Raw genomic sequence first — 15356 nt, 5'->3', positions numbered from 1 at the left:
GGCAGTCGTGTGAGTCGATGCCTACCGGCAGGCGCGCAGCGCGGCGACCAACTGATCGACCTCGGCCTGGCCGCGCACCGCGACGCGTAGGTGGTCGGGGCTCAGACCGGGGAAGGTGTCGGCGCGGCGCACGGCGACCCCGTCGGCGGCCAACTTCGCGCGCACGGTCTCACCGTCGGCCACCCGCAGCAGCAGGAACGGGCCGTGCGCGGGGGTGTGAACCTCGACGCCGATCGCGGTCAGACGCTCGATCATGGCGGTCCGGTCGGCGGCGATCGCGACGGCGCGGGCACGGGATTCGGCGACCGCCGCCGGACTCGCCGTCGCGGCGACGGCTTCCACTTGCAGCGCGCCCAGCGGCCAGTGCGGGCGGCCGTGCGCGAGGCGCGCGAGCAGGTCAGGAGCACCCAGCGCGTATCCGCAGCGCAGTCCGGCCAACGCCCAGGTCTTGGTGAGGCTGCGCAGCACCAGCACGTCGTCGGCGGTGTCGGCGGCCACCGATTCGGGTTCGTCCACGGTGGCGTCGGCGAAGGCTTCGTCGACCACCACGATCCGGCCCGGGCGGCGCAACGCCCGCACGGTCTCCGCAGGGTGCAGCACCGACGTCGGATTCGTCGGATTGCCGAGGACCACCAGATCGGCGGTGTCGGGAACAGCGGACGGGTCGAGCGCGTACGGCGGTTCCAGCACGACCCGCGTGACCGGCACCCCCGCCTCCCGCAACGCCAACTCCGGTTCGGTGAAGGACGGATGGATCACCGCCGCCGCGCGCGAACCCAGCCGAGGCAGCATCGCGAACCCTTCGGCGGCCCCTGCCAGCAACAGCACCTCCTCGGGGGCACGTCCGTGCCGGGCCGCCACCGCCTCGCGCGCGTCCCGTTCCGCCTCGGCCGCCGGATACCGCCCCAACGAGTCCAGGCACGCCGCCAACCGCGCCCGCAACCACGCGGGCGGCCCGTCCCCCTGCACGTTCACCGCGAAATCCAGCATCCCCGCCCCCACCTCCACGTCACCGTGATGGCGCAAGGCGGCGAGGTCGACGGTCTCCGGGAACACGATCGACCACCCTACGGGGCGATACGACGCACTGCCTCCACGGCTCAACCCTGCACAGCCCGGCCCTCCACAGCTCAACCCTGCACAGCTCAACCCTGCACAGCCCAGCCCTGCACAGCCCAGCCCTCCACGGCCCAGCCCTCCACGGCCCAGCCTTCACGGCCCTGCACAGCCCAGCACAGCCCAGCGAGCGTCCGCCCTCACACGCGCACGGCGCTCGCATGCCCTCCCGAGACCGAACGCCCGATTGCGCACCGCGGCACGGACAGCGACGGCGGAGCCCGCGACGCGGCGGGGAAGGTGCACCCGATGTGACGGTGCGAAGGACCGACCGGCCAGAATGGCTGTCGTGGGTGAGCTGCACATATCGTTCGTCTGTACCGGCAACATCTGCCGATCGCCGATGGCCGAGAAGATCTTCGCGCACCGACTCGACGAGGAGGGCCTCGCCGAGCGGGTGCGGGTGAGCAGCGCGGGCACCGGTGACTGGCACGTCGGCTCGGACGCCGACCCGCGCACCACCGCCACCCTGCGCCGCTACGGCTATCCCGTCGGTCACGTCGCCGCCGTCGTCGGACCCGACCACCACGCCGCCGATCTGCTGATCGCGCTGGACCGGGGCCACGACCGCGAACTGGCGAGCCTGGGCGTGCCCGCCGAGCGCAGGCGTTTGCTGCGCAGTTTCGACCCTGCCGCGGACGGCCCGGACGTCCCCGACCCCTACTACGGCGACAGCACCGATTTCGAGCGGGTCCGCGCCCAGATCGAGGCGTCGATGCCGGGCCTGCTGGACTGGGTCCGCGACGCCCTGGCCGTGCGGGGAGCGCGCTGATGCGTCGACTCGGCTTCCTGCTGCGCCCGAGCTGGCTGATCCTGGCCGCGGTGGTGATCGCGTTCGCCTACCTGTGTTTCACGGTGCTGGCCCCCTGGCAGTTGGGCAAGAACAACCGCACCGAGCACCGCAACCAGGCGATCGCCGATTCCGTGCGCGCCGAACCGGTCGACATCCTGAGCGTGCTGAACGGCTCGGACCGCGAGACCGAGTGGCGTCGGGTCACCGCCGAGGGCACTTACGTGCCGAACTCGACCTTGCTGGTCCGGTTGCGTCACCTCGACGGCGCTCCGGGGTACGCGGTCCTGGCCGCGTTCAAGACCGCCGACGGGCACATCCTGCTGGTCGACCGCGGCATGGTCGCCGGCGTCGAGGGCACCGCGCGCCCGCCCGCCGTCGCCGACCCGCCCGGGGGCACGCAACGCCTCGAAGGCCGCGTCCGGATGTCCGAAGGCGTCACGCCCGGCCGCGAACCGGTGAACGAGGACGGCTTCCGGCAGGTCTACTCGATCGACACCACCCAGGCCATGACCGTCCTCGGCATCCCGCTCACCAGCATCCCCGTGGGCGACGGCGGCGGCTACCTGCAACTCGCCGAAGGCCAACCCGGCGCGTTCACCCCCACCCCGCTCCCCCAACTCGACGCGGGCCCCTACCTGTCCTACGGCCTGCAATGGCTCGCGTTCGGCGTCATGGCCCCACTCGGCCTGGGTTACTTCGTCTTCGCCGAACTCCGCGAACGCCGCCGCGAGCGGACCACGGCCGAACCCGGCGCCACGGGCGAACCCCGAGACCCGGCCACGACTCCCCCCGCCACCCCCGAATCCCGACTGGCCGACCGCTACGGCCGCGACCGCTCCTGACGAGCCCCCAGCGAAGCGACCGCTCCGCTACGGAGACTCCGCACTCGACAGCGGCGGAACTGCCGCCGGGACACGCACCGGCACCGCTGTCTCAGCGCCGCCTGATAACGAGGGCCGCGAGCGCGGTGACCAGTACCGCCGCCGCTTGGACGGCCTCCGACAGGCGCACCGCGCGGCGGAGATCGGGGACGGTCGGGGCGGGGCCCTCACCGAGGACGGGTCGCATCTCGACGCCGTGCCGGTAGTCGGTGCGCCCGCCGAGTCGAACCCCGAGCGCCCCGGCCATGCTCGCTTCGACCACGCCCGCATTGGGGCTGGGGTGGGCGGCGGCGTCGCGTCGCCAGGCCCGCAGCGCGTCGGCGGGGCTGCCGCCGACCAGCGGCGCGAGAGCCACGGTCAGCGAACCGGTGAGGCGGGCGGGGAGCAGGTTGGCGACGTCGTCGGTGCGGGCGGCGGCCCAACCGAAGCGCTCGTAGCGTTCGTTCCGGTAGCCGATCATCGCGTCGAGGGTGTTGATCGCGCGGTAGCCGAGCAGCCCCGGCACGCCGGCGAGAGCGCCCCACACCAGCGGCGCGACGGTGGCGTCGGAGGTGTTCTCGGCGAGGGATTCGAGGGCGGCGCGGGCGAGTCCGTCGGCGTCTAGCACCTCCGGGTCGCGACCGCACAGCGACGGCAGCAGCGCGCGGGCGGCGTCCACGTCACCGGCTTCGAGCGCGTCGGCCATCCGCCTGCCGACCTCGGCCAGGGTGTGGCCGCCCAGAACCGTCCAGGTCGCCGCCGCGACGGCGATCGTCCCGCCGCGCCGCGCGAGCATCCCCACCGCGACCACCGAACCCACCGCGAGCACCTCGTGCGCGACCCCGGCACCACGCCGGTCGGCGTAGGTCCGCCGCTCCAGCGCGAGGGCGGCCGACCCGAACCCGGCCACCGGATGACCTCGCCGCGGATCGCCCAGCACCCGGTCGAGCGCGAAGCCGAGCAACAGTCCGACCGCGGTCGACATCCCCTTCGTCACCGGGCGAGAGTAGCGAACGCACCACCCCTGCCCGCACAGACGACCGCCCGTCGACAGACCTCGTCTCGGCCCCGGCGATCACGCCGGGAATGTGCACGGGTGACCGGCGGTAGTACCTGACGAGCCGATGTCACAGTCGACGAACCCGCGTCGTCTACCGTGCGACGACCGAAACCAAGCGGCCCCGGCGCGGGCGGCACGACCGAACGGTGAACGCCATGACCTCCGACCGGCCCGCGGACTCCCCCGACACCGCCGACCTGGCCCGCCGCTTCGAGGAGCACCGCCCCTACCTGCGCCGTCTCGCCTACAGCACGCTCGGCAGTCTCGCCGACGCCGACGACGTCGTGCAGGACGCGTGGCTGCGTCTGGACCGCATGCGCGAACAGGGCCGGGCCGGGGAGATCGACAACCTGCGCGCCTGGCTGACCACCGTGACCGGCAGGCTCGCGCTGGATTCGCTGGGCTCGGCGCGCGCCCGCCGCGAACAGTACGTCGGCGAGTGGCTACCGGAACCGGAGGTGAGTTCGGCCGAGGATCCGGCCGATCGGGTCACCCAGGACGAGCGGGTCACCACGGCGTTGCTGGTGGTGCTGGAATCGCTTTCGCCCGCCGAACGCACCGCCTTCGTGCTCCAGGACGTGTTCGGCATGAGCGGACCCGAGGTCGCCGAAGTCGTCGGCCGCACCCCGGCGGCGGTGCGCCAACTGGCCTCGCGCGCCCGCAAGCGCGTCGAGGACGGCACCCCGCGTTTCCCCGCTTCCCCGGACGAGCAGTCGAAGGTGGTCTCGGCCTTCGCCTTGGCCTGGCGTTCGGGTGATCTGGGCGCGCTACTGAACGTCCTGGACGCCGATGTGGTGTTCACCGCCGACGGCGGCGGCAAGGTTCCCGCGGTGCGCAGGCCGATGCGCGGCGCGGAACTCATCGCCAAGGTCCTGCTCGGCTGGTACGGGACGCCCACGGCGCGCACCGGGTGGGGGCGCGCGGTGCTGGTCAACGGCAGGCCGGGCCTGATCGTGTTCGACGGCGTGCACGCGGGCGTGTTCGATTTCACGGTCGACGCGGGCCGCATCGTCGCGATCAACGTCGTCCGCAATCCGGACAAGCTCCGCGACCTGCCGATCGAGGGCGAGCCGGACTGGTACCTCAACGGCGAATCCTGACCGCCCGGCACCCCTTCCGCCGCCGGATCGACGCCCTCCCGAGCACCTCGGGAGGGCACGGCCTGGTCATGTCTCATCGGGCCATCGGTCGTGCACGGCGCGGACGCTGACCTCACGGCTCCGGCGAATCGGCGTTGGCGTCAAGCATGGCCCGAGCGGCCCCCTCACTCCGCCGCCGCGACCTCCAGACCGTGCGCGGCGGCGACCTGCGCCGACAGCAACCGCCCCGCGTCGGCGGTGAGCCCGTGCGCGAGGTCGGGGTGGCGCGCGCAGGCCGCCCGCCACCCGTCCGCGGCGATGGCGAGCACGTAGGGCAGCGTCGCGCTGGTCAACGCGAGGGTGGAGGTGTGCGGGACCGCGCCGGGCATGTTCGCCACGCAGTAGTACAGCGAATTCGCCACGGGGAAGGTGGGTTCGGCGTGCGTGGTGGGATGGGAGCCCTCGAAGCAGCCGCCTTGGTCGATGGCGATGTCGACCAGCACCGATCCCGGCCGCATCCGTTCGACCAGGTCCAGGGAGACCAGTTTCGGGGCGCGCGCGCCGGGGACCAGTACCGATCCGATGACGAGATCGGCGGCGGTGACGGCGCGCTCGATCTCGGCGGCGGTGGAGGTCAGGGTCACCAGGCGTCCTCGGTAGCGGGCGTCGAGTTCGCGCAGGCGCTGCGGATCGGTGTCGAGCACGGTGACGCGCGCGCCCATGCCGACAGCGACGGTGGCGGCGCTGGCGCCCGCGACTCCGCCGCCGAGGACGACCACGTCGGCGGGTCGCACTCCCGGCACGCCGCCGAGCAGCACACCGCCGCCGCCGAGTGGCGCCATCAGGTGGTAGGCCCCGACCTGGGGGCCGAGCTTGCCCGCGACCTCGCTCATCGGCGCGAGCAGCGGCAGCGATCCGTCGGCGGCGCGCACGGTCTCGTAGGCGATGGCGGTGATGCCCGAGTCGAGTACGGCCTCGGTGCAGGCGCGCGAGGCGGCCAAGTGCAGGTAGGTGAACAGCACCTGCCCGGCGCGCATCCGGTGATATTCGGCGGCGACGGGTTCCTTGACCTTGAGCACCAGGTCGGCCTCGGCCCAGACCTGGTCGGCGAGCGGGACGAGTCGCGCGCCCGCGGCCGCGTAGTCGTCGTCGGCGAACGCAGAGCCCCGGCCCGCGTCGACCTCCACCAGCACTTCGTGTCCGCGCCGCACCAGTTCCCCCGCGCCCGCGGGAGTGAGCGCGACCCGGAACTCCTGCTCTTTGACCTCCCGTGGAACTCCGATCCTCATACCGCCATCGTCGTCCACCCCGGCGGCGTTCGCCACGACGGCGCGCCCGCCCGAGGCATCGGGGCGCGGGCTGAGTCGGCGCACATGACGCAGGGCCGAGTCGGCGCACATGACGCAGGGCTAAGTCGGCGCACATGACGCAGGGCTAAGTTGGTGCCCATGATGATCGAGATCGGCGGAGTCGCGCCGCAAGTCGCCGAGAGCGCATGGATCGCCCCCACGGCCACCGTGATCGGGCGCGCGAGTCTGGGCGAGGAGGTCGGCATCTGGTACGGCGCGGTGGTGCGCGCCGATATCGAGAACATCGTGATCGGCGCGCGGACCAACATCCAGGACGGTTGTGTGCTGCACGCCGATCCGGGCAAACCGTTGACGGTGGGCACGGGTGTCTCGGTGGGACACAACGCGATTCTGCACGGCTGCACCATCGGTGACGATGTGCTGGTCGGCATGGGCGCCACGGTGCTCAACGGCGCGGTGATCGGCGCGGGCAGCCTGATCGCGGCCAACGCGCTGATTCCCGAGGGGGCGCAGATCCCGCCGGGTTCGCTGGTGGCGGGTGTTCCGGGCAAGGTGCGTCGGGAGTTGGGCGAGGCGGAGGTGGACGGAATCCGCTTGAACGCGGCGGTCTACGTGCACAGCCTGTCGGTGCACCGGGACGCCACAGCCGTGTGATACACAGCACACTGAACAAACGTCCAGGTAAGCGGGCTGATACGATTTCGCCTGCGTGCCCGGCGTCCCGGAGGCTCTTGCCGAGACGTTATCGTCCAGCGCTCGCGTTGCCTCGGCAGCGTTCGTGCCGCGGCGAGCCCGTCCCGGGGGTGGCGTGGCGTTGCGCGCAGGCAGGAGGTACCACGGTGTCGTACAGGAATTCGAGTATGCACCGGCCCACGCGGCGGCTCAGCGTGGCGGATATCGCGGCCCAGCCCGGCGGTATCGAGGCGCTGCGGCGTCGCGTCCACGAATTGCGTTCCCGCGGGGTGGATTTCGCGGCCAACGCGATCGAGCGGGAAATGGCCGATCTGGATCTTCCCCACCGGTAGTTCCCCATTCCCTCGGCGATACGCACCCCGCCGGGGGCCGACAAAGTGAGAAGGTTCATACGCCTTTCACTCATCGAATCAGCGGACCGGGGCCGGAACGGCGTTCGGCGATGGAATAATGGCTTCTCACGATCCATCCCACGAACGCAGGCCCACCCGACCGACTGGAGACCCGATGCCCACCGTCCCGTCCATGCTCCAGCGGATCCTGGACAATCCCGTCAGCGACGGTGAGAAGAAACTCCTCGAGAGCGCCCTGTCGGCGTTCCTGGACTTCGGCATCAAGCGCACCAGCATGGGCGAGATCGCGCGCCGCGCCGGCATCAGCCCCGCCACCCTGTACCGACGCTTCGAGTCCAAGAACGATCTGGTCGAGGCGGTCAGCCTGCGGGAGGCCCAGCGCTTCGTCGCCGAGATCGACAAGCGGGTGCAGACCCACGAGAGCACCGAGGATCAACTGGTCGAGATCTTCGTCGCCTTCATCGCCTCGATGGCGAGCAACGAACTGCTGCGCAGACTGCTGCGCACCGAACCCGACCTGATCCTGCCGCGCCTGACCACCGAGGCGGGGCCGATCCTGGCCGTCGGCCGCACCTACCTCGCCGAGAAACTACGCGAACTGCGCGCCGAGGACGACACCTTCGACGCCGATCTGGTCGCCGAGGTCATGGCCCGTCTGGCGATGTCGCTGGCGCTGACCCCCGATGGGCTCATCCCCTTGGACGACGTCGCCGCCGGTCGCGAATTCGCCCGCAACATCCTGCTGCCCATGGTCGCGGTCCGCGACGGGGTGCGCTGACACGGGTTGCACCCCGAACGCGGCGGCCACCAGGTCGTCGAGTTCGGCGGCGGTCGCCGCGTCCGGCGCGCGCCCTTCCATCACTTCGGCCACCAGGGCGACGATCCGGGCCGCGGCGGGCGTGCTCGGATCGGGCAGCGGTAGTCGCGACACGTACTGGGTGATCCACCGCCGTCGCCCCGCGTAGAGGCGGTTGCCGCAGACCGCGTCGTAATAGCGCAGTCCCAGCGCCGAATTCGCCACCCCCATCAGCAGGTGGGCCAAGCGGTCGCCGTCCAGGTCGGCTAGCGAGATCCAATAGCAGTCGCCGTTGACCACCGCCCCGGACCGGTCCAGCGCGAAACGCGGACGTTCGCTGATGTCCGGGAACACCAGTTTGGGCGCCCGCCACAGGTGCGGGCGCTGCGGCACCCAGATCTCGAACCAGTCCCGACCGCTGTCCAGGACGTAGCGTCGCCCTTCCAGCGTCGGCCGGTGCTCGTCCAGATAGGCTGCCGCGCCGGGGAATTCGGCCAGGTCGACGGGTTTGCGCCGGATCGCGCCGGTGTCGTAGGGATAGAGCACCCTGGTGTCGCGGGCGCGGGTGATCCGCCACGGCGCGAGATCGTGATGGGTGATCAGGTCCAGCAGCAGTTCGGGTTCCGGGCTCGGGCGCATCTGGTCCCAGCGGTCGGAGATGAAGACCCGGTCGGCGGTCGTCTTGATCCCCACGCGGATGCGCGCGACGTCGCCGAAGGTCCGCCAAGTGCCCGCCGCCACCCCGGCCAACCATGTGTCGACCGTCGGATTGGACATCCGCCAGGTGTCCTCGGACCGGCGCGGCACGCTCGCGCCCGCGCTCCAGAGCCTGCCGACCTCGACGGCGAAGATCCGCCCGTTGTGCGCGACCCGCCTCTCCGTCGCGCCGGTGAGGGCCTCGAACAGGTCACCGCCGGGAACCTCCGCCGCCGCGCCGGGGATCTCGTAGGCGGAGACGAATCGGCACTCCGGTCGGGCGTCGGTGCGCGTGGCGATGGTGATCGCGGGCAGCACCGCCGCCTCGAACAGGCGGGTGTCGCCGAGATCGTAGAGTTCGACGGGGGCGAGTTCGTCGTGCAGGATGGCGCGGATGTTCGCGCCGGCGCGGGTGGTGAGAAAGCGGTTGGCGCACAGCAGGCCGAGTGTGCCGCCGGGGCGCAGCAACCGCGGCGCGACGGCTACGAAAGGGTGCGTCAGATCGATCCGGCCACGCAGACCGAACTGTTCGGCGAGCAGTCGGGCCGTGGCCCCGCCCAACTGTTGGGTGCGGACGTAGGGCGGGTTGGTGATGATGGCGTCGAAACCGTTGTCGGGCAACGATCGCGCTTCGGCCAGGAAATCCCCCGCGTGCCAGTCCACCTCGATCCCCGCCTGTTCGGCCCGGCCACGCGCCACCGCGAGGGCGGTCTCGTCGAGGTCGAATCCGGTCGGTTCCACCCGCACTCCCGGGAAGCGGGCGCTCACCTCGCGATGCAGGGACAACAGCAACTCACCGTCGCCGCAGGCGGGATCCAGGACACGCAGGGTGCCGGATAAGTCCGGTCGCGGCAGTTGCGCCAACAGGCGTCGCGCGAGGAAACGGGCGAGCACCGGCGGCGTGTAGTGCCTGCCGTGTCGCTTGCGGGCCGCGCGCAGCACCTGGGTCGGGGACCCCATGGCTCGGATTCTGCCGGCCCGCCGACCCGCCCACGGGCTTTTGCGTTTCGCCGCGCGCCCGCGATTCCGGGGTCGGACGACGCTCGCGCGGGACCGCCGTTCTCGCGTCGGTGGTTCCGCGACGGCACCGCCGCGGCTAGTATTCGGTCTCGAAATAGAACCGAACTCGAAGGGCGAACGATGAGCAGCACCGAGACCGCGCAAACCCTGGACGACCTGCTCGACCAGCGCTGGACCTGCCGACAGTTCACCCCCGACCAGGTGCCGCGCGCGACCATCGAGACCCTGTTGCGCCTGGCCCAGCGCACCCCCTCCTGGTGCAACACCCAGCCCTGGCAGGTCGCGATCACCGAAGGCGCGGGCACCGACCGGTTCCGCAAAGCGCTGCTCGACCACGTTCCCACCGCCACCCCCGCCCCGGACTACCCCTTCCCGGCCCGCTACGACGGCGTCTTCCGCGACCGCCGCCGCGAATGCGGGCTGCAACTCTACGATTCCGTCGGCATCGTCAAAGGCGACAACGCGGGCACCATGCGTCAGGCGCTGCGCAATTTCGAGTTGTTCGACGCACCGCACGTCGCGATCGTCACCAGCGAAGCCGACCTCGGCGTCTACGGCGCGGTCGACTGCGGCCTCTACATCGGTACCTTCCTGCTGGCCGCGCAGAGCCTGGGACTCGGCGCGGCGCCGCAGGCCGCACTGGCCTCCTACGCCCCGTTCCTGCGCGACTGGTTCGGCCTGCCCGAACAGCGCAAGGTCGTGGCCGCCATCTCCTTCGGCTACCCCGACACCGACCACCCGGTCAACGGATTCCGCACCGCGCGTGCCGAACTCGACCAGGTCGCCACCTGGCACGTCGACTGAATCGGGCGGGCTAGGAGACCGACTCGCGCGCGAGTAACCCCGGCCCCGGTCGGGGCTCCACCTCGCGCGCGGTCAATTCCGCGCCGCAGCAGTCACAGTCCAGGCGCGCACGCGCCGAACCCGCGCAGTCCCGATGCCGGTACTCCACGGGCGGCCCCTCGGGAGCCATGTAGGCGTCGCCCCACTCCCGGATCGCCATCAGGATCGGATACAGGTCGTGGCCCTTGCGGGTCAGCCGATACTCCTCGTGCGCGCCGACCGCGGCCTTCTGCTTCACCAGGATGCCGTGCTCGATCAACCGATCCAGCCGGTCCTGCAATCGGCCGCGCGAGATCCCCAGCACGTGCTGGAAGGCGTTGAACCGCCGCACCCCCGCGAAGCAGTACTTCAGGATCACCAACGTCCAGCGGTCCCCCAGGATCACCAACGGACGCGTGATCGAACACGGCTCGTCGGCTAGATCCTCGTAACGCATCCCCCGATGCTACCCAGCCACGCGACCGGGCCCCGGGCGAATTCCGCCCGGGGCCCGGCACCGCGGAACTCAGTTCACAGCGGGATGTTCTTGTGGTGGCTGGGCCGCGACGGGGCCGCCGCCAGCGCGGCCGCGATCGTGCTGCGGGTCTTGGCCGGGTCGATCACCTGATCGACCACACCGATCGCCACCGCGCGCTCCACGCCGCCCGCGATCTTCTCGTGCTCGACGGTCAACCGCTCGTGCAACGCCTCGCGCTCGTGTTCCGGCGCCGCCGCGAGCGCCTTCTTGTGCAGGATGCCGACGGCCGCCTTCGCACCCATCACCGCGACCTCGGAACCGGGCCACGCGAACACCGCGGTCGCGCCCAGCGACCTGGCGTTCATCGCGATGTAGGCGCCGCCGTAGATCTTCCTGGTCACCAGGGTCACCCGCGGCACCCTGGCCTCGGCGAAAGCGTGCAGCAGTTTCGCGCCACGCCGCACCACGCCGTCCCACTCCTGACCCACGCCGGGCAGGTAACCGGGCACGTCGGTGACCACGATGAGCGGGATACCGAACGCGTCGCACAACCGCACGAAACGCGCCGCCTTCTCCGCGCTCTGCGAATTCAGGCAGCCGCCCAGCCGCAGCGGATTGTTGGCCAACACACCGACCGTGCGCCCGCCCAGGCGACCCAGACCGGTCACCATGCTGCGCGCGTAACCGCCCTGCAATTCCTCGAAGGTCGACTCACCGTCGACGTTGTCGAGCAACTCGTGCACGATCGGCTTCACGTCGTAGGCGCGCTTGGCCGACTCCGGCAGCATCGCCTTCAGATCGACGTCGCCGTGCTCGGCGGCCAGCAGATCGAATTCGCCTTGTTCGGCGAACATCGACACCAGCCTGCGGGCGCGGTGCATGGCATCGGATTCGCTGTCGGCCACGACGTGGGCCACACCGGACTTCTTTCCGTGGGTCTCCGGGCCGCCGAGAGTGGCCATGTCGACCTGCTCGCCGGTGACGCTGCGGACCACGTCGGGTCCGGTCACGAAGACCCGGCCCTCGGGGGCCATGATCACGATATCGGTCAGCGCGGGACCGTAGGCCGCGCCGCCCGCCGCGAAGCCGAGCACCACCGACAACTGCGGCACCAGACCCGACGCGCGCACCATGGCCTCGAACACCCGGCCCACCGCGTCGAGGGCCTCCACGCCCTCGGCCAGCCGCGCCCCGCCGGAATGCCAGATCCCGACCACGGGCACGCGCGACTCGATGGCGGTGTCGATGGCGTCGACGATGTGCTTGCAGCCCTCCACGCCCATCGCCCCGCCCATCACGGTGGCATCGGAGCAGTAGGCCACGGTGCGCACACCGTCGACCTCGCCGATTGCGGCCAGAACACCGGACTTGTCACGCGGATGCAGCGGAAGCACGGTGCCGGGATCGAAGAACCGCTGGAGCCTGCCCAGCGGATCCCGCGGATCCAGCTCCGTTTCCTGCGAAAACGCGGGAGCCACGATTGTCATCGCGAATTCTCCTCAGAAAGAATGTGGGCCGCCGAACCGCGGCCGGAAAACAACACCGGCGGGGGCCGTTGACCGGCCCCCGCCGGGTTCGTCGTGCAGGCGGTCGAGCGACTACGCGCGACCGAAGGCGAGCGCCACGTTGTGCCCACCGAAACCGAAGGAGTTGTTGATCGCGTACTCGATCTCCTGGCGACGGGCTTCGCCGTGCACCACGTCGAGATCGATGTCGGGATCCTGGTTCTCCAGGTTCAGCGTCGGCGGGACGATGCCGTCCCGGATGCTGAGCACGGTGAGCACCGACTCGAGCGCGCCGACCGCGCCGATCGAGTGGCCCAGCGCCGACTTCGGCGCGTAGACCGAGGCGTGGTTGCCCACGGCCTTGGTGATCGCCCGCGCCTCGGCGATATCGCCGATGGGGGTGGCGGTCGCGTGCGCGTTGATGTGGGTGATGTCCTTGGCCGACAGTCCCGCGGTCTGCATCGCCCGGGTCATGGCGCGTGCCGCGCCGGTGCCCTCGGGGTCGGGAGCGACCAGGTGGTAGCCGTCGGAGGTGATGCCCGCACCCAGCAGGCGTGCGTGGATGTGCGCACCGCGCGCCTTGGCGTGCTCCTCGGTCTCGATGACCATGAGCGCGCCTGCCTCGCCGAAGACGAATCCGTCCCGATCGGAGTCGAACGGACGCGAAGCGCCGCGCGGATCCTCGTTGCGGGTGCTCATCGCACGCATCATCGAGAACGCCGCGATCGGCACGGAGTCGATGAAGCCCTCGACACCGCCGGTGACGACGATGTCGGCGTCACCCATCACGATCATCCGCCACGCGTTGGCGATAGCCTCGGAGCCGGATGAGCATGCCGAGACCGGAGTGACCACTCCCGCCCTGGCCTTCAGTTCGAGACCGACGACGGCCGAAGGACCGTTCGGCATGACCATCTGAACAGCCAGCGGCGAGATCTTGCGATAGCCGCCGTTCTTCAGCTTGTCGACCGAGTCGATCAGGGCGTCGCCGCCGCCGAGCCCGGTGCCGATGGCCACACCCAGTCGGTCCGGATCGACCTCGGGGCTGCCCGCGTTGCGCCAGACCTCGCGACCGAGGATGGTCGCGAGCTGCTCGACATAGGCCATACGCCGACATTCGACCCGGCTGAGCAGGGTGTCCGGCCGAACCTTCAGGTGACCGCCGATGCGGACCGGAAGGTCGTATTCCTCGACGAAGGAATCCTCGAGAACGTCGATACCGCTCTCGCCGTTGAGGAGTCCCTTCCACGTCGCATCGACGTCACCCGCGATCGACGTGGTCGCCGCCAGGCTTGTTACGACGACGTTGGGGAAATTCCCGTTCTTGGTGGAAGGAGTGGTCACTGTTTCGGCCCTACTCGGCGTCGAACTTGGCCTTGAGCTCCGCGGCGGCTTCGCTGTTCTCCGCCTCGAGCTTCTGGATGTAGGAGACAGCGTCGCCGACCGTCTTCAGGCTCGCCAGATCCTCGTCCGGGATCTTCACGCCGTACTTGTCCTCGGTCTGCACCGCGATCTCGACCATGGACAGCGAGTCGATGTCCAGGTCATCGACGAAGGACTTCTCGATCGTCACCTCGGACGGCTCGATGCCCGTCACCTCTTCGATGATCTTGCCGAGCTCCTCGACGATTTGTTCCTGGGTCAGAGCGGCCACGTTGTGGCTCCCTTCTTGTTACTGTGTAGGGCTTTTGTTGTTTTCGGATCGGGGCCGTGGATGGTTACCACGACCCCGCCGCGACCGTGCGGATTCCGCCGCACCGTCGCGGAGGAAAGCTAGCCGGAAGTGAGCAGTCCGGCCAACGCGGGGAGGTCTTCGGGGGTTTTCAGGGCCAGCGTCGGCGTGCCCTTCAGTTCCCGCTTGGCGATGCCGACCAGGGTTCCCGCCGGTGGCAACTCCGCCACCGCCGACACCGCCGCGGCGCGGACGGTCTCGGTGCACAGATCCCATCGGACGGGCCGGGTGACCTGCGCCGCGAGCTTGTCGATCGCGTCCCGACCCGAGGTGACCGGCTGACCGTCGAAGTTCGACAGCAGGGTCCGGTCGGGCTCGTTCGGGGTGATCGCGCCGATGGCTTCGGCCACCGCGTCCTGGGCCGGGGCCATGAACGCGGTGTGGAAAGCGCCCGCGACGGGAAGCGCGCGCACACGCGCTTTCTCCGGCGGCGCGGCCGCCAGTTCCGCCAGGGCCTCGAGCTTGCCCGCGGCCACGATCTGCCCCACCGCGTTGCGGTTGGCGGGAACCAGATCGAGTTCCGCGAGCCGTTCGAGTACGGCGGCCTCATCACCGCCGAGTACGGCGGACATTCCGGTCGGCTCCAGCGCGCACGCCTTGGCCATCTCCGCGCCGCGGAGAGCGGCCAATCGCACCGCGTCGTCGGCGGAGAGAACTCCGGCGACGGCAGCGGCGGCGAACTCACCGACCGAGTGCCCGGCGACGATGGTAGCCGCCGGAAGTGAATTCGGCTCGGTTTCCGCGTACGCCAGCAGCGCGGCGGCGACCACCAGCGGCTGGGTGACGGCCGTGTCGACGATCTCTTCGGCCGTCGCCGTGGTGCCGAGACGAACGAGGTCGAGGCCCGCGGCCTTCGACCAGAGGGCGAGGCGTTCTTTCGCGCCGGGAAGGTCGAGCCAAGGCGCGAGCATGCCGGGTGTCTGGGACCCCTGTCCTGGGGCGAACAACGCGATCACGCCCTTAAGAAAACACTGTGAGGGCCGCCGGGCGAGATGTCGACGCCGATGAAGCTTGGAGACGGGTTTTGTGGGGGTCCCACAAAA

General features: G+C 70.6%; 15 protein-coding genes and 1 pseudogene. 7 read left to right on the top strand and 9 right to left on the bottom strand.

Annotated elements, in window-relative coordinates:
• Positions 1 to 21: 21 nt before the first annotated feature.
• Positions 22 to 1056 carry an Rv2231c family histidinol phosphate aminotransferase CobC gene (gene cobC / locus ON30_RS08865; RefSeq protein WP_040705705.1) on the bottom strand — a complete coding sequence of 345 codons (1035 nt, stop codon included), beginning with the start codon at positions 1054 to 1056 and terminating at the stop codon, positions 22 to 24.
• Positions 1057 to 1396: 340 nt separating this feature from the next.
• Here cobC and ON30_RS08860 point away from each other — a divergent pair, with 340 nt between their 5' ends.
• Both ON30_RS08860 and ON30_RS08855 read left to right on the top strand, forming a co-directional pair.
• The gene (locus ON30_RS08860) at positions 1397 to 1888 is read left to right on the top strand and encodes a low molecular weight protein-tyrosine-phosphatase (protein WP_040705704.1); all 492 of its coding nucleotides are present in this window, start codon (positions 1397 to 1399) and stop codon (positions 1886 to 1888) included.
• The gene (locus tag ON30_RS08855) at positions 1888 to 2751 is read left to right on the top strand and encodes an SURF1 family cytochrome oxidase biogenesis protein (protein WP_040705703.1); all 864 of its coding nucleotides are present in this window, start codon (positions 1888 to 1890) and stop codon (positions 2749 to 2751) included. The genes ON30_RS08860 and ON30_RS08855 overlap by 1 nt, the downstream gene beginning before the upstream one ends.
• Before the next feature lie 91 nt (positions 2752 to 2842).
• Here ON30_RS08855 and ON30_RS08850 read toward each other — a convergent pair whose 3' ends face one another.
• On the bottom strand, positions 2843 to 3754 hold the full coding sequence (locus tag ON30_RS08850; RefSeq protein ID WP_051029100.1) for a cobalamin biosynthesis protein: 912 nt from the start codon (positions 3752 to 3754) through the stop codon (positions 2843 to 2845).
• Between the two features lie 230 nt (positions 3755 to 3984).
• Between ON30_RS08850 and sigJ the strand changes: the two genes are divergently transcribed.
• Positions 3985 to 4929, top strand: coding sequence for an RNA polymerase sigma factor SigJ (gene sigJ, locus ON30_RS08845; RefSeq protein WP_051029106.1), 945 nt, complete (start codon positions 3985 to 3987; stop codon positions 4927 to 4929).
• 164 nt (positions 4930 to 5093) lie between these two features.
• Here sigJ and ald read toward each other — a convergent pair whose 3' ends face one another.
• A complete protein-coding gene (gene ald / locus ON30_RS08840; RefSeq protein WP_040705750.1) occupies positions 5094 to 6197 on the bottom strand; it encodes an alanine dehydrogenase in 1104 nt (367 codons plus the stop codon).
• Positions 6198 to 6356: 159 nt separating this feature from the next.
• Here ald and ON30_RS08835 point away from each other — a divergent pair, with 159 nt between their 5' ends.
• The 3 genes from ON30_RS08835 to ON30_RS37250 all read left to right on the top strand — a co-directional run bounded on the left by ON30_RS08835 (position 6357) and on the right by ON30_RS37250 (position 8042).
• On the top strand, positions 6357 to 6872 hold the full coding sequence (locus ON30_RS08835; RefSeq protein WP_040705701.1) for a gamma carbonic anhydrase family protein: 516 nt from the start codon (positions 6357 to 6359) through the stop codon (positions 6870 to 6872).
• 206 nt (positions 6873 to 7078) lie between these two features.
• Positions 7079 to 7243: a hypothetical protein gene (locus ON30_RS08830; RefSeq protein WP_245553979.1), complete on the top strand. Its 165-nt coding sequence runs from the start codon at positions 7079 to 7081 to the stop codon at positions 7241 to 7243.
• Between the two features lie 175 nt (positions 7244 to 7418).
• Positions 7419 to 8042 (top strand): TetR/AcrR family transcriptional regulator, encoded by a 624-nt coding sequence (locus tag ON30_RS37250; RefSeq protein ID WP_169334894.1) that lies wholly within the window; start codon positions 7419 to 7421, stop codon positions 8040 to 8042.
• A 1053-nt stretch (positions 8043 to 9095) separates the two neighbouring features.
• On the opposite strand, the pseudogene ON30_RS42230 reads toward ON30_RS37250, so the two are convergent.
• A pseudogene (locus tag ON30_RS42230) lies at positions 9096 to 9716 on the bottom strand (Eco57I restriction-modification methylase domain-containing protein); the annotation flags it as partial.
• A 180-nt stretch (positions 9717 to 9896) separates the two neighbouring features.
• Here ON30_RS42230 and ON30_RS08815 point away from each other — a divergent pair.
• On the top strand, positions 9897 to 10580 hold the full coding sequence (locus tag ON30_RS08815; RefSeq protein ID WP_040705698.1) for a nitroreductase: 684 nt from the start codon (positions 9897 to 9899) through the stop codon (positions 10578 to 10580).
• 10 nt (positions 10581 to 10590) lie between these two features.
• Here the strand turns inward: ON30_RS08815 and ON30_RS08810 are convergent, their stop codons facing one another.
• The 5 genes from ON30_RS08810 to ON30_RS08790 form a co-directional block, all read right to left on the bottom strand.
• Positions 10591 to 11055 carry a winged helix-turn-helix transcriptional regulator gene (locus ON30_RS08810; protein WP_040705697.1) on the bottom strand — a complete coding sequence of 155 codons (465 nt, stop codon included), beginning with the start codon at positions 11053 to 11055 and terminating at the stop codon, positions 10591 to 10593.
• A 74-nt stretch (positions 11056 to 11129) separates the two neighbouring features.
• Positions 11130 to 12563, bottom strand: coding sequence for an acyl-CoA carboxylase subunit beta (locus tag ON30_RS08805; RefSeq protein WP_040705696.1), 1434 nt, complete (start codon positions 12561 to 12563; stop codon positions 11130 to 11132).
• Positions 12564 to 12674: 111 nt separating this feature from the next.
• Complete coding sequence (locus ON30_RS08800) at positions 12675 to 13925, bottom strand: KasA/KasB family beta-ketoacyl-ACP synthase (protein ID WP_040705695.1); 1251 nt, start codon at positions 13923 to 13925, stop codon at positions 12675 to 12677.
• A 10-nt stretch (positions 13926 to 13935) separates the two neighbouring features.
• Positions 13936 to 14235, bottom strand: coding sequence for a meromycolate extension acyl carrier protein AcpM (acpM, locus tag ON30_RS08795; protein WP_040705694.1), 300 nt, complete (start codon positions 14233 to 14235; stop codon positions 13936 to 13938).
• Positions 14236 to 14354: 119 nt separating this feature from the next.
• Positions 14355 to 15269: an ACP S-malonyltransferase gene (locus tag ON30_RS08790; protein WP_040705693.1), complete on the bottom strand. Its 915-nt coding sequence runs from the start codon at positions 15267 to 15269 to the stop codon at positions 14355 to 14357.
• Positions 15270 to 15356 lie beyond the last annotated feature (87 nt).

This window comes from Nocardia takedensis NBRC 100417 (genome assembly GCF_000308695.1).
In the GTDB taxonomy this organism is placed as follows: domain Bacteria; phylum Actinomycetota; class Actinomycetes; order Mycobacteriales; family Mycobacteriaceae; genus Nocardia; species Nocardia takedensis.
This window is presented reverse-complemented; position numbering and strand designations above follow the sequence as displayed.